18 protein-coding genes are annotated in these 20,227 nt (G+C 34.5%); 13 read left to right on the top strand and 5 right to left on the bottom strand.

All coding sequences use genetic code 11. The annotated features are described in order from the left end of the window. Nucleotides 1-65: 65 nt before the first annotated feature. A complete protein-coding gene (pncA, locus tag WBY99_RS09760) occupies nt 66-671 on the bottom strand; it encodes a bifunctional nicotinamidase/pyrazinamidase (RefSeq protein WP_423976142.1) in 606 nt (201 codons plus the stop codon). A 244-nt stretch (nt 672-915) separates the two neighbouring features. Here pncA and ytxJ point away from each other — a divergent pair, with 244 nt between their 5' ends. Then, nucleotides 916-1,290 (top strand): bacillithiol system redox-active protein YtxJ, encoded by a 375-nt coding sequence (ytxJ, locus tag WBY99_RS09755; RefSeq protein WP_423976141.1) that lies wholly within the window; start codon nt 916-918, stop codon nt 1,288-1,290. Nucleotides 1,291-1,305: 15 nt separating this feature from the next. Further along, nucleotides 1,306-1,896, top strand: a complete 591-nt coding sequence (locus WBY99_RS09750) for a Crp/Fnr family transcriptional regulator (RefSeq protein ID WP_423976140.1) — start codon at nt 1,306-1,308, stop codon at nt 1,894-1,896. 82 nt (nt 1,897-1,978) lie between these two features. Here WBY99_RS09750 and WBY99_RS09745 read toward each other — a convergent pair whose 3' ends face one another. Continuing rightward, the gene (locus tag WBY99_RS09745) at nt 1,979-2,845 is read right to left on the bottom strand and encodes a sigma-70 family RNA polymerase sigma factor (protein WP_039344711.1); all 867 of its coding nucleotides are present in this window, start codon (nt 2,843-2,845) and stop codon (nt 1,979-1,981) included. Nucleotides 2,846-3,106: 261 nt separating this feature from the next. Further along, entirely contained in the window at nt 3,107-4,570 is a 1,464-nt protein-coding gene (locus WBY99_RS09740; RefSeq protein ID WP_423976139.1) for a T9SS type A sorting domain-containing protein, read from the bottom strand. Between the two features lie 107 nt (nt 4,571-4,677). On the opposite strand from WBY99_RS09740, the gene WBY99_RS09735 reads away from it, so the two are divergent. From WBY99_RS09735 to WBY99_RS09705, 7 genes are all read left to right on the top strand, one after another. Continuing rightward, complete coding sequence (locus WBY99_RS09735; RefSeq protein WP_423976138.1) at nt 4,678-5,541, top strand: aldo/keto reductase; 864 nt, start codon at nt 4,678-4,680, stop codon at nt 5,539-5,541. A 140-nt stretch (nt 5,542-5,681) separates the two neighbouring features. Continuing rightward, on the top strand, nt 5,682-6,038 hold the full coding sequence (locus tag WBY99_RS09730; protein WP_423976137.1) for an RNA recognition motif domain-containing protein: 357 nt from the start codon (nt 5,682-5,684) through the stop codon (nt 6,036-6,038). Between the two features lie 921 nt (nt 6,039-6,959). After that, nucleotides 6,960-7,673 carry a pirin family protein gene (locus WBY99_RS09725; RefSeq protein ID WP_423976136.1) on the top strand — a complete coding sequence of 238 codons (714 nt, stop codon included), beginning with the start codon at nt 6,960-6,962 and terminating at the stop codon, nt 7,671-7,673. Between the two features lie 393 nt (nt 7,674-8,066). Further along, nucleotides 8,067-8,870, top strand: coding sequence for a hypothetical protein (locus WBY99_RS09720; RefSeq protein WP_423976135.1), 804 nt, complete (start codon nt 8,067-8,069; stop codon nt 8,868-8,870). Nucleotides 8,871-8,963: 93 nt separating this feature from the next. Continuing rightward, nucleotides 8,964-10,394, top strand: a complete 1,431-nt coding sequence (locus WBY99_RS09715; RefSeq protein WP_423976134.1) for a leucyl aminopeptidase family protein — start codon at nt 8,964-8,966, stop codon at nt 10,392-10,394. Between the two features lie 629 nt (nt 10,395-11,023). Further along, nucleotides 11,024-11,737, top strand: coding sequence for a 3-ketoacyl-ACP reductase (locus WBY99_RS09710; protein ID WP_423976133.1), 714 nt, complete (start codon nt 11,024-11,026; stop codon nt 11,735-11,737). Between the two features lie 294 nt (nt 11,738-12,031). Then, a complete protein-coding gene (locus WBY99_RS09705; protein WP_423976132.1) occupies nt 12,032-13,318 on the top strand; it encodes an alginate export family protein in 1,287 nt (428 codons plus the stop codon). A gap of 158 nt (nt 13,319-13,476) precedes the next feature. On the opposite strand, the gene WBY99_RS09700 is transcribed toward WBY99_RS09705, so the two are convergent. After that, a complete protein-coding gene (locus tag WBY99_RS09700; protein ID WP_423976131.1) occupies nt 13,477-13,926 on the bottom strand; it encodes a hypothetical protein in 450 nt (149 codons plus the stop codon). A 167-nt stretch (nt 13,927-14,093) separates the two neighbouring features. Between WBY99_RS09700 and dacB the strand changes: the two genes are divergently transcribed. Further along, complete coding sequence (dacB, locus tag WBY99_RS09695) at nt 14,094-15,467, top strand: D-alanyl-D-alanine carboxypeptidase/D-alanyl-D-alanine endopeptidase (RefSeq protein ID WP_423976130.1); 1,374 nt, start codon at nt 14,094-14,096, stop codon at nt 15,465-15,467. A 15-nt stretch (nt 15,468-15,482) separates the two neighbouring features. After that, nucleotides 15,483-16,652 carry a sensor histidine kinase gene (locus WBY99_RS09690; protein ID WP_423976129.1) on the top strand — a complete coding sequence of 390 codons (1,170 nt, stop codon included), beginning with the start codon at nt 15,483-15,485 and terminating at the stop codon, nt 16,650-16,652. Between the two features lie 93 nt (nt 16,653-16,745). Here the strand turns inward: WBY99_RS09690 and WBY99_RS09685 are convergent, their stop codons facing one another. Further along, complete coding sequence (locus WBY99_RS09685; protein WP_423976128.1) at nt 16,746-18,359, bottom strand: M1 family metallopeptidase; 1,614 nt, start codon at nt 18,357-18,359, stop codon at nt 16,746-16,748. Nucleotides 18,360-18,475: 116 nt separating this feature from the next. Between WBY99_RS09685 and WBY99_RS09680 the strand changes: the two genes are divergently transcribed. Together WBY99_RS09680 and WBY99_RS09675 are read left to right on the top strand one after the other, a co-directional pair. After that, the gene (locus tag WBY99_RS09680) at nt 18,476-19,501 is read left to right on the top strand and encodes a glutaminyl-peptide cyclotransferase (RefSeq protein ID WP_423976127.1); all 1,026 of its coding nucleotides are present in this window, start codon (nt 18,476-18,478) and stop codon (nt 19,499-19,501) included. A gap of 64 nt (nt 19,502-19,565) precedes the next feature. Continuing rightward, a partial coding sequence (locus tag WBY99_RS09675) for a hypothetical protein (RefSeq protein WP_423976126.1) occupies nt 19,566-20,227 on the top strand: 662 nt, incomplete at its 3' end.

Raw genomic sequence — 20,227 nt, 5'->3', positions numbered from 1 at the left:
ATATTAAAATTCACAAAAAAACTCCACAATAATTGCAGAGTTGTGAATTTTTCAATAGAAAAAAATTATCCTAAAATAGTTACCGTGTTTTGCAACATTTCATAAATTGCATCTTTGCCATTATCAGGTTTCACGTTTACAGCGCGGGTTCCGTTGAAATGCAAACAGGTTACATAACCCAATTTCGCCGCATCTAAACAAGTGAATTTCACGCAATAATCCAAAGCCAAACCTACAATTTCAAGAAGTTGAATATCATGATATTTCAAGAAATCATCAAGTCCTGTTTTTACGAAATGGTTATTATCCTGAAAACCGCTGTAGCTGTCAAACTCTGTATTGGTTCCTTTTTGAATAATGTGCGTTACTTTTTCACGATTTAAATCTTTATGAAATTCTGCCCCGAAAGTTCCTTGCACACAATGGTCTGGCCACATAAATTGAGGAATCCCATTCAGAATAATAGTGTCGCCTACTTTTTTTCCGTTGTTGGAAGCGAAACTTTTATGATTTACCGGATGCCAATCTTGGGTTAACACAATTTGATCGTATTGGTTTTCTTCCATCAAAAGGTTAATGTAAGGGATGATTTCGTTTGCATTAGGAACGGCAAGTGCGCCGCCATCGCAAAAATCGTTTTGAACATCGACTATAATCAAGGCTTTTTTCATAAGATAATTTTTATTAAAATTGATTGAAACAATCTAAATTGGGGTAAATTTACGAAACAGAAAAACAAAATTGTAACCAAAATCATTAATCGGACAAATCGTCAATTTCTGAAAAAAGAGAAAGGTTGGTAAAGTAAAATCCACGAAAAAAGCGAGAAAATTATTTCGAAAGAAAATGGTATTTTTGATTATTAAAAATTGAGTTTAAGAAAAATAATTCTCAATCAATTAAAGCAATAAAAAAATGAGTTTTTTAAATAAAATATTTGGAAGTTCTGAAGAAGAAAAATCTTCGGAAACATTTTGGAAAAACATCAATTCAGAAGAAGATTTGAATGAAGCCGTGAAAGAATCTTTTGAAAATAAAGTGGTAATCTTCAAGCATTCTACAAGATGTTTCATCAGCAAAACCGTGTTGAAAAATTTCGAAAAAGAAGTGAAAAATTTCGAAAAAAATGTTTCGTATTATTTTTTGGATTTAATTGCACATCGAAATTTATCGAACAAAATCGCAGATGATTTTGAAGTGATTCATCAAAGCCCTCAACTCATCGTTTTGGAAAACGGAAAAGCCGTAAACAACGCTTCGCATCAAAGTATTTCTGTATCTTTGATTTAATTATTGAAGTCTTTAATGGAAAATATTCAAACCTATTTATCGGAAATTTTAGAAATTCCGAAAGAAGAAGTTGCGAAATGCAGCAATTCTTATGTGAGTAAAAAAGTTGCGAAAAATGAATTTCTTTTGCAAGCAGGAGAAGTATGCAACGAAACTTATTTTGTGGAAAAAGGTTTGCTCAGAATGTATTCCATCGACAAAAACGGGAAAGAACATATCATACAATTTGCTCCCGAAAAATGGCTAATTTCCGATCGAAGTTCTCTTTATTTCAACGAAAAATCAAATTATTATATTGAAGCGGTGGAAGAGTCTGAAATCTTATTATTGAAAAGCGATTTTTTTAAAGATCTGAATCATACTTTCCCCAATTCCATCGAAAATAACGATATGCTTTTGCAGAAACACATTCGGAATTTACAAAACCGGGTGAACTCACTTTTGTCTGATACTGCGGAAGAACGTTATATGAATTTCATTAAAATGTATCCCGATATTTTGCTGCGCGTTCCACAATGGATGGTTGCGAGTTATCTGGGAATTACGCCCGAAAGCTTGAGCAGAGTGCGAAAAGAATTGGCACGGAAGAATTTTGTACCTTCATAAAAAAAAAGGAACTCGATTGGAGTTCCTTTTGATTTTTAATCATAAATGCAAGAATTAAAATATTCGTGCATTCGTGACATTTTTATTTTCCCAAATAAGATTTCAAAATCTTACTTCTGGTATTGTGTTTCAAGCGTTTAATCGCTTTTTCTTTAATCTGACGAACTCTTTCTCTTGTAAGATCGAAAGTTTCTCCGATTTCTTCTAAAGTCATTGGATGTTTTCCGTTCAATCCAAAATACAAACGAACCAAATCAGCCTCACGTGGAGTCAAAGTTTGCAATGCTCTTTCGATTTCAATCTGAAGAGATTCTAACATCAAATCTTTATCTGGACTTGGCGATTCACCAGAACGCAAAACGTCGTATAAATTGGAATCTTCACCTTCAACCAACGGCGCATCCATCGACAAGTGTCTTCCGGAGTTTTTCATTGATTCTTTAATGTCGTCTTCGCTCATATCCAAAACTTCCGCTAATTCTTCTGGGGAAGGAGGTCTTTCGTTTTCCTGCTCCAAATGGGCGTAAGCTTTGTTGATTTTATTGATCGAACCAATTTTGTTCAACGGCAATCTTACAATTCTCGACTGTTCTGCCAACGCCTGTAGAATCGACTGACGAATCCACCAAACTGCGTAAGAAATAAATTTAAAACCTCTGGTTTCATCATATCTTTTCGCAGCTTTCATCAAACCTAAATTCCCTTCATTAATCAAATCGGGCAAAGAAAGTCCCTGATTTTGGTATTGTTTAGAAACAGATACCACAAAACGGAGGTTGGCTTTAATTAATTTTTCCAACGCCACTCGGTCTCCGGCTCGGATTTTTTGTGCCAATTCTACTTCTTCGTCGGCGGTAATCAAATCAACTTTTCCAATCTCTTGCAAATACTTGTCGAGAGAGGCGGTTTCTCTGTTGGTAACCTGTTTGGTAATTTTTAATTGTCTCATATAAAATAAGGTCCACTTTAGGACTGCATTATATTATACGATCACAAGTATCGAAAGGTTACAAAAGTTTGTAAATAAATGTTATATTCTTTTTTAGGGCGACAATTTCCATCTTCCGCTCCCAATCTTTTTGTTCCGCTTTGCTTCACAAAAAGGATTTCCGCTCAAGCCGGGTCGCAAACTTAGCAAATTATAATGTTTTGTTTTTAAATAAAAAACTCACTCTACGATGGTGTAGAATGAGTTTAATGAATAATCCTGTTATTTTATAATTAATTTGGTAGAATGTTTTTTTCCTTCCGATTGATGGGTTAAAATATAAACTCCCGATTTTGCTTTTACCGAAATCGTATTTTTTCCTTTCGCTACAATTCCAGAATAAATAATTCTTCCAGCAAGATCAGAAACAATAATGTTTCCTGGATTTTCTGTGTCAAAATTGAAAGTTCCGTTGCTTGGATTTGGATAAATGCTGGCGTGTGAAATTTTAGTTTCTACAGCTGACATTGCAAGGGCACACAAGTATGGTTTGAAATTAACCAATCCCAAAGCAGCATCATCAACTTGGTGAGAAATAACTGCTTCTACCATTGCATCATCAGAAAGTTCACCTTCTCTCCAGCAATTATTTGTGGCACTTACTGCGTTTGACGTATTGTTAAAAAGCGCATACAACTGTCCGTCATTTCCATTATCTTTAAAAATATTTTGACCAACACTTCCCAAATTTCCACCACCTAAATCGGCACTCATTGTTCCGATAATGGTAATTCCCCAGAGATGTCCACGAATTTGATTTTTTTCAATTTTAATTCCTACGCCAAGTGCGCCAGTTCCGTTGATAGAAATCCCACTTCCACCATTGGCAGGAATGTTCTCAGAGTTATTATTCGTTAAAATATTGTTGGAAATGGATCCAAAAGAAGCATTGCCTGCAACAGTAATTCCGTAACGGTTGTCGGTTACGGTATTTCCTTCAATTTGAACATGATTTTCAATCCCCAAAAGCGAGGAAACCGAAATTCCTCCAACTTTGGTTAATGATCTGTCACCAATGATGGTATTGTTCAATACTTTTGTTGTTCCTGTCCCACTTGGTCCCATATTGATTTGCGGACGGTTGGAGTTCAGTTTTGTGTTTCCCAAAAGATAATTATTGCTGAATTCCAAAGCTACTGATAGGTTTGCACCAGAAGCAACTGCAGGTAAATCATTTTCAATAAATTTCGAATTTTTCACCACAGGATTTCCTCTCGAAAAATTAACGGCAGCACCGGTTACTAAGCCTGCTTTAAAATATCGTACCGTACAATTATCCATTAAAAAAGTTTCGGTTAATACTTGAATTCCACCGCCATATTCTAAAGTTGTATTTCTGAAAGTAGCTTCAGAACCTTCTTCAAATCTAATTCCTTTGAAAATTGCTGCCGGATTTGTTGCCGTAATTAGAATGTTTGCCGCATTCGTGTCATAAACTCCTGCAATGGTAAGCTGAATTCCCGCATCAATTTTAAGCGTGGCATCTTCATTCATTATAAGAGTATCTCCATTAGTAATCGTAACATTTGCAGTCATTTGATATTCGTTGCCAGTTTTAACCAAAACCGAAGGTGCCGCCGTAGAAAGCGATGCTAGATTATAAGTAATTCCGGTTCCGGGACTTACGAATTGAGCGAAAATAAAACCTGAAAATAAGGTTAAAAATAATAAAGAAAGTTTTTTCATAAGAATAATTTATTTTCAAATTTAAAAATATTATGTTAAAAATAAGAATTTTTAAACGTTAAAAATTTAACTTTAAATATTTACTTTTGAATAAAATTTATTAAAACATGCAGTTTTCACCAATTATTATAGGAACCATGCGATGGGGGATTTGGGGTGCCAATCATTCCGTAAAAGAAGTGCAGAAACTCATTGAAGTTTCTCTTAATGAAAAGCTCTATACTTTCGATCATGCAGATATTTATGGGGACTATACGACTGAAAAACTTTTCGGTGATGCTTTTTCAGAAATGAATTTGAAGAGGGAAGACGTACAGTTTATTTCAAAATGCGGTATTGAAATGCCTTGTGAAAACCGAAATTTTAGAGTGAAGTCCTATAATTATTCCAAGGAACATATTTTAAAATCGGTCGATCAGAGTTTAGCAAATTTAAAAACCGATTATTTGGATCTGTTGCTTCTTCATCGGCCATCACCATTAATGAACCCTACTGAAATAGGCGAAAGTTTTGCGATTTTGCGAGAACAGAAGAAAGTTCGTCATTTCGGTGTGTCTAATTTTTCGCCTTCGCAGTTCAACTTGGTTAATGATGCTTTTCCTATTATTACCAACCAAATAGAAATTTCTTTGAATCAGACCAATTCCTTTATCGATGGAACTTTGGATCAAATGATGCTCAAAAAACTCCAGCCAATGGCTTGGTCTGTGATGGGGAATTATTTTACAGGAAAATCTGAGGAGAATGAAAGGATAAAAAAAGTGCTTGCTGATCTCTGCCGAAAATATTCCGCCGAAGAAAATCAAATACTGCTTGCATTCATTTTAAAACATCCTGCCAAAATCCTTCCTGTTATAGGCACTTCTCGCTGGGAAAACATTGTGAAATTTAAAGAAAGCTTACGTATTAATTTGGAAAATCAAGATTGGTTTAAACTCATGGAAGCGAAAACTGGAAATGAAATACCTTGAAATCTTTTATAAAAAAGTTGCAGGTTTGAATTATAATTGTAACTTGCACTCGTTTTTATATCCGAAGTCAATCATTGTTCATCGCATTATTGAATTTCATTTATAATTTCAACAGTATTAATAATTAATTTTTTTTTAAGATGAACATTTTTGTTTCAAACATTAACTATGCAACTCAAGAACAGTCGTTGCAAGATTTATTTTCAGAATTTGGTGACGTATCGTCTGCCAAAATTATCACTGATAGAGAAACCGGTAGATCAAGAGGTTTCGGTTTCGTAGAAATGAGCGACGAAGATGGCAAGAATGCTATCGAAGCTCTAAACGGAAAAGAATTGGATGGTAAAGAACTTAACATTTCTGAAGCTAAGCCAAGAGAAGACAAACCAAGAAGAAGCTTTGACAACAACCGTTCAGGCGGTGGTGGTTACGGAGGTGGAAATCGTGGTGGTGGAAGCGGATACGGTGGAGGAAGCCGTGGCGGTTCTAACTGGTAAGATTTTACCTGAATAATTGAAGCGACTTTTTTAAAAGTCGCTTTTTTTGTGCTTAAATTTGTCCCGAATTTAATCAGTTGTGATATTCTCTAATGTTTTTAGGATCAGTTTCAAAATCACCGATGCAACGAAACACAAACAAATAAAGGCATACGCTAAAGGGAGTCAATTTCTTGGGAGAAATTTCAATTTTTTAGTCAAACGACGAACGAGTTTCGCTGATTCCATTAAAAATATGAAAAGGACTGAGGTAAAAAGATTCAGGTCTTGTCCCGATAGCTGTCAGGATTGTTACTTTTTATGTCAAGACAAAAAGTGAAAGAATAAAAAAAACTTCGATTAAAAGTAAAACCATCTCGACTTAGGAGTTATTTTCATAGAAAAGATTGAACAGAAAAAGATTGGTTAAAGTAATGAAAGATCCTTACTGTCTATAATAGGACATTCAGTTTGCGCCCAAATAGATAGGAATAATTATGCACAAAGTTTTAAATGAATCAGCACCATTATTAATAGAATGTTTTAATTTCATTAAAATTAATTTTCCACACCTTTACTTCGACAAGTTCAGCATGAAAAGGGGAGTGATTCTGATGAAGTTTTCAAAGAATTTTTCCGCTGAATCTATTGAAGTAAGTACTAGCAAATATTTAACAATGTATTTTAAGGATTTAGACGATTGATTGTAAGTCTTTAATCTTTCATCTATTTTCTTTCATCTGCTTAAATTTATATTACACTTTTGACAAAAGAATATGGATTGTAAAAAAACATTAAGAATATACTTCCAGCAAGCGCTGTTGGTGCGGGTTTTGCACCTGAAATGAGTAGCGCAAAAATAATAGATTCAAAAATGTCGCTTCGAATCCATTCATACATCGAATAGGATTTAATCATTGACCAAATAAAAACAGAAATGTGATGAACACGGTAATTCATAGAGCAGAAACAAGAGGACATGCCGATCATGGTTGGTTAAATTCCTACCACACCTTCAGTTTCGCAAATTATTATAACCCCGAACGAATGAATTTTGGGGTGCTGAGAGTATTAAATGATGACCAAGTTTCCGAAAATCGAGGTTTTGGAACTCATCCGCATCAGAATATGGAGATTATTTCGATTCCATTGGAAGGCGATTTGAAGCATAAAGACAATATGGGAAATGAAACCATTATCAGAGAAGGTGATATTCAGGTAATGAGTGCAGGAACTGGAGTGATGCATTCCGAATACAACAACAATCCCGACCGACCGGTTAAATTTTTACAAATCTGGGTGATCCCTAATAAACAAGGGGGCACTCCTCGTTACGATCAGATTTCTCTGGCAGATATAGCCAAAGAAAATAAATTTTATCAGGTGCTTTCTCCAAATAAAGATGATGGTGGAGTTTGGATTTATCAAGATGCCTGGTTTCATATCGGAAAATTTACCAAAGGAAACTCAGATGAATACCAGATCCAAAAATCGGGTAATGGCGTTTATGTATTTATTCTGGAAGGGGAAGTCGAAATTAACGGAGAAAAACTGTCGAGAAGAGATGGGATGGGAATTTGGAACACCGACAGGTTTACCGTAACAGCAAATGATGACGCACGGGTTCTATTGATGGAAGTTCCAATGAATCTGTAAATAAAATAATGTCGGCTTTTCGAAAGATTAAAAAAAAACATTTCGATTTTATAATAATATTAAATTGGCATTATAGATTTGATTAGGTTATTCATGTGGGTGAAATGGATTAAAGTTGTACTATTTTTCAATAAATCCTAGATCCAATTCAGAACTATAAAAGTTCGAGAACAATTTTAATAAATTGATATTCAAACAATTGTATTTATTTAATAAACGAATTGCTTTTGTCTCTTTTAATATTTAATGCAGTTTTTAGTCCCTTTTGCTGATTCTTGTGTTTGATAATGTTTAACGCAAGGATTGAAAATGATAAAACAATTTAGGAGTTTACTATTTTACGGGGTTTACCTAAATTTGCCTTTTCAATTTTAATCAACAAATCTTACCATAATGATCGACAAAAACTTCTACCTCGAAAACCTTTCTGCTTTTGATATCCTCATCGAAGATGATGACCGCCAACAAGCGGAAGCAGTAGTTTATCGTGTTTTCAGCATGCTGCAACGGGATAAAATCTGGCTACGTGACGTCGCCACTGAAGAGGAAATTTTTGAAGAAGACGCTGAATTTTTAGAAGAAGTTGAAGAAGAACTCAAAGAACTCGATGAGATATATGAATTCCGTTTCGATGAATTTTATAAATTGGTCCAGCAGGAAATGAAGAAAATTCAGCCAACGCCCAATGTCGATCTTATAAAAGATGATTATGTAGACGAATATGAGGACGAGGATAATCTATTTTCCGAAGAAGACGATTTTGACGAAGATGATCTTTACGACGAAGAAGAGGAGGATGACGATGACGACGATGCATTCAGTCATCTTTCGGATGAAGAACTGAATCTCATCGAAGATTTTATTCTTTTAAGCGCAAAAACAAGATTTAATTTCCCGCAGTTTGTTCAGGATTTCCCGGATGGAGATGAGGTTTTTGTAGAAGGGGAATTTCTTTTACCCCTCATCGCCGAAAAAGCCTTTGGTGAAACCGATACCGAAATCGCTGGGAAAATGCTTTCTTCTTTCATGATGTTAGGCTACCAGATCGATAGGAATGAACTTATCAAAATAATTGAACAAAAAGGAAAAGAATTGGGACTTGAGATCTTAGCTTTTAAAATTGCAGCAGATTCTTTACAGCAAGGCGCACATCCGAGAGATATTGTTCGACAACTCGGGCAGTTGTTAGGTGGGTAAATATGATCCAAATTAATGCAACTCATTTTCATGGAGTAGGGAATATCATGATGCATTGTAGCATCTTTTAAAATATAAAATAAAGAATTAGAAATGACAGATAATTATTTAAATGCGGAGTTAATATCGTACTCTCAAAACGGTAATGAGAAAGGCAATCAGTTAGAATTGCTTACCAACCAAACTGATGAGGTATTAAATCAATATCCAAAAACGATTGGTGAATCGATTAAAGAAGCCTTTGAAAAAAAGATCAACAAAGTAATCATCATGAATGGCGATGTTCAAAAATTCATCGTTACGCTTCCAAAAACTGATCTTGAAAGTCTAAGACTTGCAGGCGCTTCAGTTTTTCAGGCTTTGAAAAATGAGAATAGCAAAGAGGTGAATATTGATGAGGTGCAGGATTTGACGGAACTTCAGCGATTTGCTTTTTTAGAAGGTTTACTTTTAAGCAGTTACCGTTTCACCAAATACCAAAAAGATAAATCAGGATCTCCAATTAAGACTTCCTGCTCTTCGGGCTTTATTGATGAAAAGTTGCTTACCGAATTACAAAAAATCGCTGAAGCAGTATCATTAACCAAAACCATGGTGAATGAACCGCCTCAATTTATGGATGCGTTGAGATTCGCCGAATACGCTGTAGAAGCAGGCGAAAAATTTGGTTTTAAAACAGAAATACTTGAAAAAGCAGAAATAGAAAAATTAGGAATGGGAGGACTTCTTGCGGTGAATCGGGGATCTTCTGTGCCGCCAACCTTTAACGTTTTTCATTATCAACCAGAGAATGCAATAAATCAGAAACCTTTGGTTTTAGTAGGAAAAGGAGTGACTTTCGATACTGGTGGTTATTCGATAAAAGTGGGCGGAAATATGACTTCCATGAAATCTGATATGGCAGGTGGTGCCGCAGTATTAGGAATTATTTCTGCAGCCGCAGCCAATAATTTGCCCTATCATATTATCGGTTTAGTTCCCGCAACCGACAATAAAATTTCTTCTAATGCTTTGGTGGTCGATGATATCATTACAATGATGGATGGAACCACGGTAGAAGTACAAAATACCGATGCCGAAGGACGTTTGGTTTTGGCCGATGCGCTAACCTACGCAAAACGTTTCAATCCTGAATTGGTGGTCGATATGGCAACATTAACAGGCGCTTCGGTTGCAATCACAGGTTCATTCGGAATTGCAATGGCTGGGAATAACCAAGATTTCATGGAACGATTGAAAGTATCCGGAGAAGAAACTTATGAAAGACTGATCCAATTACCATTCTGGGCAGAATTTGAAGATTTGCTAAAATCTGAAATTGCAGATTTAAAAAATATCGGAGGACCCATTGGTGGGGCGACAACCGCCGGAAAATTCCTGGAACATTTCACTGATTATCCATGGATTCATTTGGATATCGCAGGAGCATCGTTCGTAAATGACGCAAAAGGATACCGACAAAGTGGGGGTACTGGCGTTGCTGTAAGATTATTATATCAGTTCATTAAAACTAAATGTCATTAAGAATTAAGTGAAAGTCGGATTCAAGTCATAAATGCAACACTACAGTTTTTGGGTAAAAACTTTATAGAGCGATTTAAAAATTATTCAAAAACCAAATTTTCAAAGAATTTTTCTTTTCCCCAACTCTTACTTCGACAAACTCAGCATAAAAAAGGATGGAAAAATTCTTTGAAAATTCCATCAAAATCACTCTCTTTTTTATGCTGAGTTTGTTGAAGTAAGGGCGGCGGAATTAATTTTGATGGAATTTAAACATTCCGAAATGAATGAAAAACCATCATTTAAAATGAGGTGAAAAGTCGCAGAGTAACGAACTATTGGTAGGAAAATTTCAAATGATGCAATTAAGCTCCAGAGGAGCGACTGATAAAACCCCATTTAAAAATAGATAAACATAAAACAAAAGATAACGTTCCTTCAGAATGCCCTATTGTTGCGCAACTTTTTTTCTACACTGCAATTGCTCCTCTGGAGCAATCCCTATTTTTCGGAAAATTGTGGAATAGGTAAAAAAATCTTTGTGTTAAGAAATCAAGGTGATGTTGATCGTAAGGATAAAGAAAATGAATCAAGAATAGAAAACAAACGATATTCTATTCCGTAAATTTGTGCGGTAAAAAATAACTAAAATGAATTTAAAAGAAAAAAACGCCATCATTACTGGTGGTGGAAGAGGTCTCGGGAAAGCCGTGGCTTTGATATTAGCGAAAGAAGGAGTGAATATTGGCATCACCGGACGAAATGAAGAAAATCTAAAAACGACAGTTGAAGAATTGAAAAATTTAGGTGTTCAGGCTTTTTATTCAATATTCAGTATGGATGAGGAAACCGAGGTTCAATCGGGCATTGCGAGTTTAGCGAAAGATTTAGGTGGAGTAGATATTCTTATCAATAATGCAGGAATTGGTAACTTCGGAAGTGTCGAGGAAATGCCTTCTGAAACCTGGGAACAAGTGATTAAAACCAACCTTTTTGGCGTTTATTATGCAGCAAAAGCAGTATATCCATTCTTGAAAGAAAAAGGAGCGGGAGATATCGTCAACGTAGCATCAACAGCCGGATTGAAAGGTGGACCGAATATGTCGGCTTATGCTGCTTCAAAAGCTGCGGTGATTTCTTTGTCGCAATCGATGATGGCAGAATGGAGAAAACAAAACATTCGGGTGATTACTTTAACGCCGAGTACGATTGCATCTGATATGTCGATTCAGGGCGGATTAACAGACGGAAATCCCGAGACAGTTTTGCAACCAGAAGATTTTGCAGAATGGGTTCGCGATATCTTGAAAATGAAACGAAGAGCTTTAATTGCCAACGGTTCTATTTTTTCTACGAATCCGTAATGATTGTTCATCAATTAATTGGATGAAAAAGTATATTCTTTTTTAAATTAAAAGCGGGTTTTGCCCGCTTTTTTGCAATACAGGAATCAGAAGTCGCGATTTATCTGAGACTTTCATGATGTTTTAAAATATGCTTTATGGCACTTCAGACGATGAAGGTGATTTTTCGCAGGTATTTAATTTTCCCGAACTTAAATGATCAATATTTCCCCGCTTTATAATTAATTTCGCATAAGTTAAAACAAGACTTTTTAGTCTTGATTGAGCAATATCCAACCTTAAAATATCGTTATCATGAAAAAACAAGTCCTTCTCCTTTTTGCCTTGTTTCTTTTTAGCGTTGAAACCAAAGCTCAGGTCGATAGTTTGAAAATAAATCTGGATTTTAGAACCCGTGCAGAATTGGATAACGGATATAAAACATTAATTCCCGCAAAACAGAAACCTGAAACCAACGTATTTTCAAGAGCTCGACTTGGAGTAGATTATTATTGGCAGAATCTGGAGTTGTTTATGTCTTTACAAGACGCTAGAATTTGGGGCGAGGTTTCTTCTATCAACCAACGCAGCGGCAGTTTGAATGTGAATGAGGCTTGGGCGAAATATCATTTTAATAACAAAATCGGCATTAAGGTCGGTCGGCAAATTCTTTCCTACGATGACGAACGTTTACTTGGTGCTTTAGACTGGCAAATGCAGGGTAGGAGTTTTGACGGTGCCAAAGGAATTTTCCGATTTAGCCCTCAATCAAAACTAGAAACGGTAGTAACCTATAACAATGATGATAACGATGCGAATGATTTAGCGGATAGAGAGTTTTACAATATTTTAGATGCTGGAGAAAGAACGAAGTCGATGCAAATTGTACATTATCAATATTTATCGCCCAAAGCCAGCCTATCTTTGATTGGTCTTAATAATGTGGTGCAGAATCTCAATGGTTCGCATTACGATATGTTAACTGTAGGTATAAATGCTAAAAAATATAATGAAAATCTAGGATTCTTTGGTTCTGCTTATTGGCAAACTGGTAAAAATACATTAGCCCAAAGTAAAAATGCCTATCAGTTTTCCGCGAATATAGATTTTATTTTGAATCAAAATATCAATTTTATTTTGGGAACCGAATGGCTTTCTGGTACCAATTATAATGCAGAGGTTTCTATAAACAATTCTTTTAGCCCATTATATGGAACGAACCATAAATTTAATGGTTTCATGGATTATTTTTTTGTAGGAAATCATTTCAACAGTGTGGGTTTGAAAGATTTTTACCTTAAATCTAACTTCAAGCTGAGTCCCAAAGCTGCCTTAGCTTTTAGTCTCCATGGTTTTGCCAGCAATGCAAAATTAGGTTTTGATCTCACCGAAAATAAAGAATACCCGCAATATTTAGGAACAGAAGGCGATGTCGTTTTTACTTACAAAGTCGCCAATGTTTTCTCGATGCAATTTGGACATTCCCAAATGTTTGCAACAGATGGAATGAAATTTCTTAAAAAAGTACAAGAACCAGCATCGATGCAAAGTTGGACTTGGTTAGGTCTTGATTTTGGGTCACGGTTTAAAGTGAAAAAATAAATTGACTTTTTGGATGAAGTTTAATTTGTGAAATAATTATTAATAAAGTTTTTTCTAAGTACAAAACGAAGATCCCTTCAGATTTGGAAGAGATCTTTGTATGATATACTATTAAATTTGCGATAAAAATAAATGCGCAAAATAGCTTCTGAATCGAATTATGATTGTGTGTCTGGATTTCCAAAATTGACTTCAGCGTTTATTCCTGCGGATTGCCCTCGGTAATTAATATCTGGCGAATTATAAATCTCTCTTTTCGCATGTAATTCGATTATTTTTTTCAGAAAATCTAAAGATTTTGCATCTCGAAATTTGATATTCTCAAAATAATTTTGATGAATGCAATTATTTTTTGAAAAGACTTCTTTTATCTTTTCGATTTGTTCAGGATCTTTTACTTTTACACTTACTGCCAAACTATCATCTACTGGTTCGGTTTTGTCTTTAAAAAAATATTTCCAAATAGAGGTTTTTATTTCTTTATGAGCTTTCTCGTCACGCAAGTAGATGATGTAATCTTGGTTTTGAATACCTGCGTTCTCTAAGTCTTGACCAATTTGGTGAGACTGACTTTGGCTTTCAAATAAGCCTGTGATGATTGATGCCATTATTCTAAAATTTAAATTTACAGTACAAAGTTTACGTTTTTAATGTGAAAAATGCAAGTAAAATCGATAGTCATTATGTATTGTTTATGAATAGAAGATTATATTGTTAATTTATTTAACTTTTTAAAAATATTAATTCTTTATATTTGAACACCAAAAAAGTGAAAATGAAGAAGCTGATCCCTTTTGTTCTATTGATTTCCCAACTATATTTTCCACAGAATATTGCACAGAATTTAGATGCTGCGACCAAAAAATTATTGAGTTCTGCACCCGCTTATTCCTCAATTATTTCAATGTATGTTGCTGATGAAGATGGAAATTTTATTTATGAAAACAATGGAAATGTAGGACTTTCTACCGCCTCAACTCAAAAAATATTTACCGCCGCTGCTGCTTTAGAAACCTTAGGTAAAGATTTTCAATATGTAACTACCGCTTATTATTCCGGAACGCTTTCAAAAGGGAATTTAGCAGGGGATTTATTGATAACTTCTACCGGTGATCCTACCTTGGGCAGTTGGAGATATGATGGTTTTCAACCCGAAAATTTCAAACGGAAATTAATTCAATCTTTAAAGGAAAAAGGCATTTCTAAAATATCTGGTGATTTGATTATTGATGATTCCTATTTTGATTTTTTAACGACTCCTGGTGGTTGGCCATGGAATGATATGGGGAATTATTACGGTGCAGGAGTTTGGGGAGTGAACTGGCGAGAAAATCAGTTTGATATGCAGATGATCGGTGGTGAAATCAAGAAATTAAATGTCGATTTGCCGAATGTTAGCTGGGTAAATGATATTAAAATTGGTGGAAATTCTGATCAAAGTTTAGTTTTTACCGCGCCGCATTCTGATGTGGCTTATATTAATGGAACATTGCCTTCTAAAGCAATTACCGTTTCTAGTGCAACACCCAATCCGCCATTAACTTTAGGACAAGAAATAAAAAATTGGTTGAAAGAATCAGGAATTGAATTCAATGGAAAGGTTACTTCTACATCGCAGCAAAAAATTGATGGTGAGAAAATATCTTTCGCTTCGAAAAGTAATCTTTTGTTCGAATATAAATCGCCAACTTTAGATAAAATTATTTTTTGGTTTATGCGGAAAAGCATCAATTTTTATGGAGAAACTTTAATTAAAACTTTAGGAAAAGAAAAGAAAAATGAAGGAAGTTTTGATGCAGGAATTTCTTACTTAAAAAGTTTTTGGAAATCGAAAGGAATTAATCCTGCAATGATCAACTTTGCAGATGGAAGTGGGCTTTCTCCGCAAAACTACGTTTCCGCAAAAGCAGAAGTACAATCATTGCTTTACAGCAAAAAACAACCTTGGTTTAAAGAGTTTTTCGATGGTTTCCCGACGCAAGCAAATGGCATGAAATTGAAAAGTGGAACCATGAAAGACACCAAATCATTCGCAGGTTATCATACTTCTAAAGATGGAAAAAAATATGTTTTCGCCATTATTATTAATAATTATCAAGGTGGTAACGTGAGTGAAGCTTTATTTCAAGTGCTGAACGTTTTAAAATAGTTGTATTTTCGTGCGATGAAGAAAAGAGGAATTTTTTCAAAACTTAATAATTGGATTATTTATATTGTACTCACTACTGCGGTTGCAGGAGTGGTGGTTGCTTCGGTGATGCTTATTAATGAACTTCGAAAAAGAGAAACTGATCGAATTAAAGTTTTTGCAGATGCAATGAAGATTCAGCAGTCTAATCAAAATATAGATTCTGATACTCAAGCATTATTATTTGCGATTTTCACAGAGAATGATAAATTGCCCACCATTATTACTGATGAAAATAAAACCCCAATTATCGAAGAAGGTTTTTATCGGAATATTCCTGAAGAAATCATTAAAGATTCAATTCGATTGAAGCGAAAAGTTTCAAATATGGGAAGTTTATATAAACCTTTTAAGGTTGAAATTTCAAAAACGGAGACCCAATATGTATTTTATGATAACTCGGAGTTATTAAATAATTTGCGGTTTTTCCCGTACATTTTAGGGTTGTTTATTTTGGGATATTTTATTTTCTCATTTTGGTTTCTTCGCACCATTAAAAGAACTGATGAGGGTTATGTATGGGCTGGTTTAGCCAAAGAGACTGCGCATCAAATCGGAACTCCTTTGTCGTCGATGATTGGTTGGATTGAAATTCTGCGTTTAGAAAATGAAAATAGCGAAGGCGTCAAAGAAATAGAAAATGATATCAATCGACTCAAAACAATTTCTGAAAGATTTTCTAAAATAGGTTCAGTTCCAGAATTGAATGATTTGAATATTAATGAAACGATCCAGCAAAATTATGATTATTTGAAATCACGAATTTCAAGGAAAGTGAGTTTCATGCTAATTTTACCGAAAGAACAAATATTGATTCCCCACAGCAGAATTCTCTTAAGTTGGGTGATCGAAAATATTGTAAAAAATGCAGTCGATGCAATGAGAGGTGAGGGCAGACTCGAAATCGAACTCTTCGAAAGAAATAGAAATATTGTTATTGATATCAAAGATTCCGGTTCTGGAATGACGAGAACGCAAGCGAGAAATGCTTTCAAAGCAGGTTATTCTACTAAAAAACGAGGATGGGGACTTGGTTTATCTTTAGCAAAAAGAGTGATCAAAGAATACCATCGAGGTGACATCAAAGTTGCACAAACTGAAGTGGGAGTGGGAACTACTTTCAGAATTACCATGAAGAATTCTTAGGTTTTCTTTATTTTATCAAAGGATAAAAAAATGCCGTTTCCAAAAGAAGCGGCATTTTTTGTAGAGTTAAAATGTTAAAGTTTTTTCTCAATTTTATTTCTGTTGAGAATAAAAGATATAGTAATTCTCATCAAATTTCACTGGATCTGAAGATGCTAATTTCACTGTTTGCCAATTTTCAGTTGGATTAATTTCTTGGTTGCCATTAATTCTAATCGGTAATTTTAAATCCTTTACAATATTAGTATATCGGTATTTCAGCATATTTCCTGCTTGCGAATATTCTAAAATCGGGATTTTAGTCGTTCTTAGATATTGATCAAAAACGGTAGAAAAATTAATACCGGATTTTTTAGAAATATAATCTTCAACTTGTTTTGTAGTCACTGTTTGATGGTAGAAATCTTTATTTAAACCACGCAGTATTTCTCGGAATTTTTCATCGTTATTAATGACTTGCCGAATTGTATGAATCATATTTGCACCTTTATAATACATATCGCTGCTTCCTGATTTTGCTACGCCGTAATGACCGATAATCGGCTCATCGTTTCTAATGTTTCCTCGAATTCCCACTACATATTTTTCAGCCGCTGTTTTGCCCATAAAATCCTCCACAAACAAGGTTTCAGAATAGTTGGTAAAACTTTCATGAATCCACATGTCTGCTTTGTCTTTTGCGGTAATATTATTGGCAAACCATTCGTGCCCGCTTTCATGGACGATAATAAAATCCCAATTTAAACCCACTCCGGTTCTGGATAAATCGCGACCTAAATAACCGTTTTCATAATTATTTCCGTAGCCAACACCACTTTGATGTTCCATCCCGAGGTACGGCGTTTCTATTAATTTATAAGAATCTTCATAGAAAGGATAAGGTCCGAACCAATGTTCAAACGCTTTCATCATTGGTTTAACTTGTTGAAACTGTTTTTTTGCTTTCTCTAAATTATAATCCAAAACCCAATAATCGAGATCAAGTTTTCCTTTTTCTCCAGCATAAGTTTCTTTAAAATTTACATATTTCCCAACATTAGGAACGATAGAATAAAGATTGATTGGGTTCTTAACCTCCCACGTATAAACGATTTTATCTTTTTCCGCTTTTTGAGCAATTAATCTTCCATTACCTACCCCTACCAAATCTTTCGCAGTAATGATTTTCATAATCATCCCATCATCTGGTTCATCACTCCATAAATCTTTCGAAGGCAACCAAACCGAAGCACCGATTCCTTCCTGAGCCACAGACATCCAAGGGTTTCCTTGATCATCTTTCTTGAAAACCCAGCCGCCGTCCCAAGGAGCTTTTTTGGCAATAATCGGATTTCCGAAAAACTGAATCGTAAAAGAATACGTTTCGCCTTTTTTATAATTTTTTTTGGTCGTGATAAAAATAAAATCACCTTCTCTTTTTGAAGAATAGGATTGGGTGTCAGAATCGATTATTTTATAATTCATCGGTTGCTGCAAATCAATTTGAAATACTGGATTTTTAACGTCTTTTAAAATTTCAAAGGTAATTTTGTTCGTGCCGGAAACGGATTGATCTACAAACTTTGGTTCTACAGAAATTTCATATTTCTTCACATCCCAGAAATTCCTGAATTTGGTGTTAGAACCTTTCAGTGTATCTTGTTTTGTAAATTCCTGCGCAGAAAAAAGCGCAGAGGTAAAGATTAGAAGTGCGAGTGTTTTTTTCATTTTTAAACAAATAGGTGGAACAAATATAATTATTATTTTGCTGCATGAATTTTTGATTTTAAAACTTTGCGCATTATTTGTTAGTAAAATTCAGTATTTTTGAAAAAATTTATTGAATGAAGATTAAAATTGTTTCCATCGTTTTTGCCTTAGTTTTTCTTGTTTCTTGTAATAAAGACAGAGAAATTCTCAATACTTTAAATGACTATAATCTTTCGATGGAAAGTCAGGGTTACCATTTCGGTGATTCCTTAAAGCTTCCAAAAGAAGTTACCGATAATGCTGAAAGTATTTCGATTAGTTTTGGTGATAAAGAAACTTCAAAATTGGTTGTTGATCCAGCTTTTTTTACTTTAGGTGATAATCAGGTTACTTTTAATATTAAGAAAAAAGGGGGTGAGATTTTGAATCAAGATGCTACTATTAATGTTTTTGCAAAAACGAAAGAAGCAGCATTAACTTACGAAATCGTAAAAGAATATCCACATGATCCCAAGAGTTTTGTACAAGGGTTTGAGCTAGAAGGAAATACAATTTATGAATCTGATGGACAATTCGGTGAATCCAGAATATTAAAATATACGCTGGGAAGTACCACTCCAATTATGCAAACAGCTCAAGCAGAAGATGTTTTTTCTGAAGGTTGTGCGATTGTTGGTGATAAAATCTATCAGTTAACGTGGAGAAACAAAAAAGGATTTGTGTATGATAAATATTCTTTGAAGTTATTGAGCGAATTCCCTTATCCAAACGTAATGGGCGAAGGTTGGGGCTTAACTTATGATGGCAAAAATTTAATCGCTTCTGACGGAACAAAAAACATCTATTTTCTGAGCGTTTCTGATCCTTCAAAAATGGTTCGCTATATTTCTGTCGCTGGAAATACAGAAGCGTATGACCAAGTTAATGAATTGGAATATCACAAAGGATTCATCTACGCCAATGTTTGGCAAAAACCAATTATTCTTAAAATAAATCCTGCAAATGGAGAAGTTGTTGGCAAATTAGATTTTACTGAAATCGCAAAACTTAATACCAAAGACGATACCAATGATGTATTAAACGGAATCACTTTCAAAGGTGATAATATGTTGATTACTGGGAAGTTATGGTCTAAGATATACGAAATTTCCATTAAATAATTAAATGCTGAAAATAGGTGAGATTTTATGCTTATTCTTATTTTGCTCACTAACTGCGCAGAAAATGCTGCCGTTTGATACTTTGAGATTAAGCACAGCCAAAGATCTTTTAGCAGATGATTATGGCAATATTTACCTGTATCAAAACAAAGATTTTAGTTTTACCAAATACGATTCTCTGGGAAATCAGAAAGCCAAGTTGATGTTGACTTTACCTTTTCAGATTCAATCGGTGCAAAATCCTTTAAATATTCCTTCATTTTCTGAAAACGGACAGGAATTAAAGTTTTTTGATCAAAACCTCAATGAGATTCAAAGCGTCAATTTTCGACAAAAATTTGGGTTTATAAAAGCAGCTTTCGTTGAAGATTTGCAGCAAGCCTGGTTGTTAGATGATAGTACAAAACGGCTGATTCAGTATAATTTCAGAGATGCTCGCGTTATCAATACTTTTCCATTTAATCTGAATTTTGACAATATTGTCGATCTTTTGGTTTTTGATAAAAGAATTTATTTCTTGTATCGAAATAAATTGCTGATCTATAATTTTAAATCAGAAAAAATTGCCGAATATTCTTTAGAAAATGCCATCAAACTTCGTCGTGAAAATGAACGAATATTCGTAATTTCAAAAAATAACATTCAGAAAATTGAACAAGAATCTTTAAAAGTTATTTTTTCGGCAGGCAATGCACAAATTGTGGATAAAAACTCTGCTTCTTATTT

Origin of the sequence: Kaistella sp., assembly GCF_049588135.1 — a bacterium.
GTDB lineage: Bacteria > Bacteroidota > Bacteroidia > Flavobacteriales > Weeksellaceae > Kaistella.
Note: the sequence above shows the minus strand (reverse complement) of the source record. Positions and strands in the feature narration are given on the sequence as shown.

Excerpts from the sequence above, each read along its gene's own strand:
- WBY99_RS09690 (WP_423976129.1), top strand. The coding sequence starts at position 15,483 with ATGAAGAAAAGAGGAATTTTTTCAAAACTTAATAATTGGATTATTTAT.
- WBY99_RS09735 (WP_423976138.1), top strand. The coding sequence starts at position 4,678 with ATGCAGTTTTCACCAATTATTATAGGAACCATGCGATGGGGGATTTGG.
- WBY99_RS09745 (WP_039344711.1), bottom strand. The coding sequence starts at position 2,845 with ATGAGACAATTAAAAATTACCAAACAGGTTACCAACAGAGAAACCGCC.
- WBY99_RS09715 (WP_423976134.1), top strand. The coding sequence starts at position 8,964 with ATGACAGATAATTATTTAAATGCGGAGTTAATATCGTACTCTCAAAAC.
- WBY99_RS09750 (WP_423976140.1), top strand. The coding sequence starts at position 1,306 with ATGGAAAATATTCAAACCTATTTATCGGAAATTTTAGAAATTCCGAAA.
- WBY99_RS09740 (WP_423976139.1), bottom strand. The coding sequence starts at position 4,570 with ATGAAAAAACTTTCTTTATTATTTTTAACCTTATTTTCAGGTTTTATT.
- ytxJ (WP_423976141.1), top strand. The coding sequence starts at position 916 with ATGAGTTTTTTAAATAAAATATTTGGAAGTTCTGAAGAAGAAAAATCT.
- WBY99_RS09680 (WP_423976127.1), top strand. The coding sequence starts at position 18,476 with ATGAAGATTAAAATTGTTTCCATCGTTTTTGCCTTAGTTTTTCTTGTT.
- WBY99_RS09700 (WP_423976131.1), bottom strand. The coding sequence starts at position 13,926 with ATGGCATCAATCATCACAGGCTTATTTGAAAGCCAAAGTCAGTCTCAC.
- WBY99_RS09720 (WP_423976135.1), top strand. The coding sequence starts at position 8,067 with ATGATCGACAAAAACTTCTACCTCGAAAACCTTTCTGCTTTTGATATC.
- WBY99_RS09725 (WP_423976136.1), top strand. The coding sequence starts at position 6,960 with ATGAACACGGTAATTCATAGAGCAGAAACAAGAGGACATGCCGATCAT.
- pncA (WP_423976142.1), bottom strand. The coding sequence starts at position 671 with ATGAAAAAAGCCTTGATTATAGTCGATGTTCAAAACGATTTTTGCGAT.
- WBY99_RS09685 (WP_423976128.1), bottom strand. The coding sequence starts at position 18,359 with ATGAAAAAAACACTCGCACTTCTAATCTTTACCTCTGCGCTTTTTTCT.
- dacB (WP_423976130.1), top strand. The coding sequence starts at position 14,094 with ATGAAGAAGCTGATCCCTTTTGTTCTATTGATTTCCCAACTATATTTT.
- WBY99_RS09710 (WP_423976133.1), top strand. The coding sequence starts at position 11,024 with ATGAATTTAAAAGAAAAAAACGCCATCATTACTGGTGGTGGAAGAGGT.
- WBY99_RS09730 (WP_423976137.1), top strand. The coding sequence starts at position 5,682 with ATGAACATTTTTGTTTCAAACATTAACTATGCAACTCAAGAACAGTCG.
- WBY99_RS09705 (WP_423976132.1), top strand. The coding sequence starts at position 12,032 with ATGAAAAAACAAGTCCTTCTCCTTTTTGCCTTGTTTCTTTTTAGCGTT.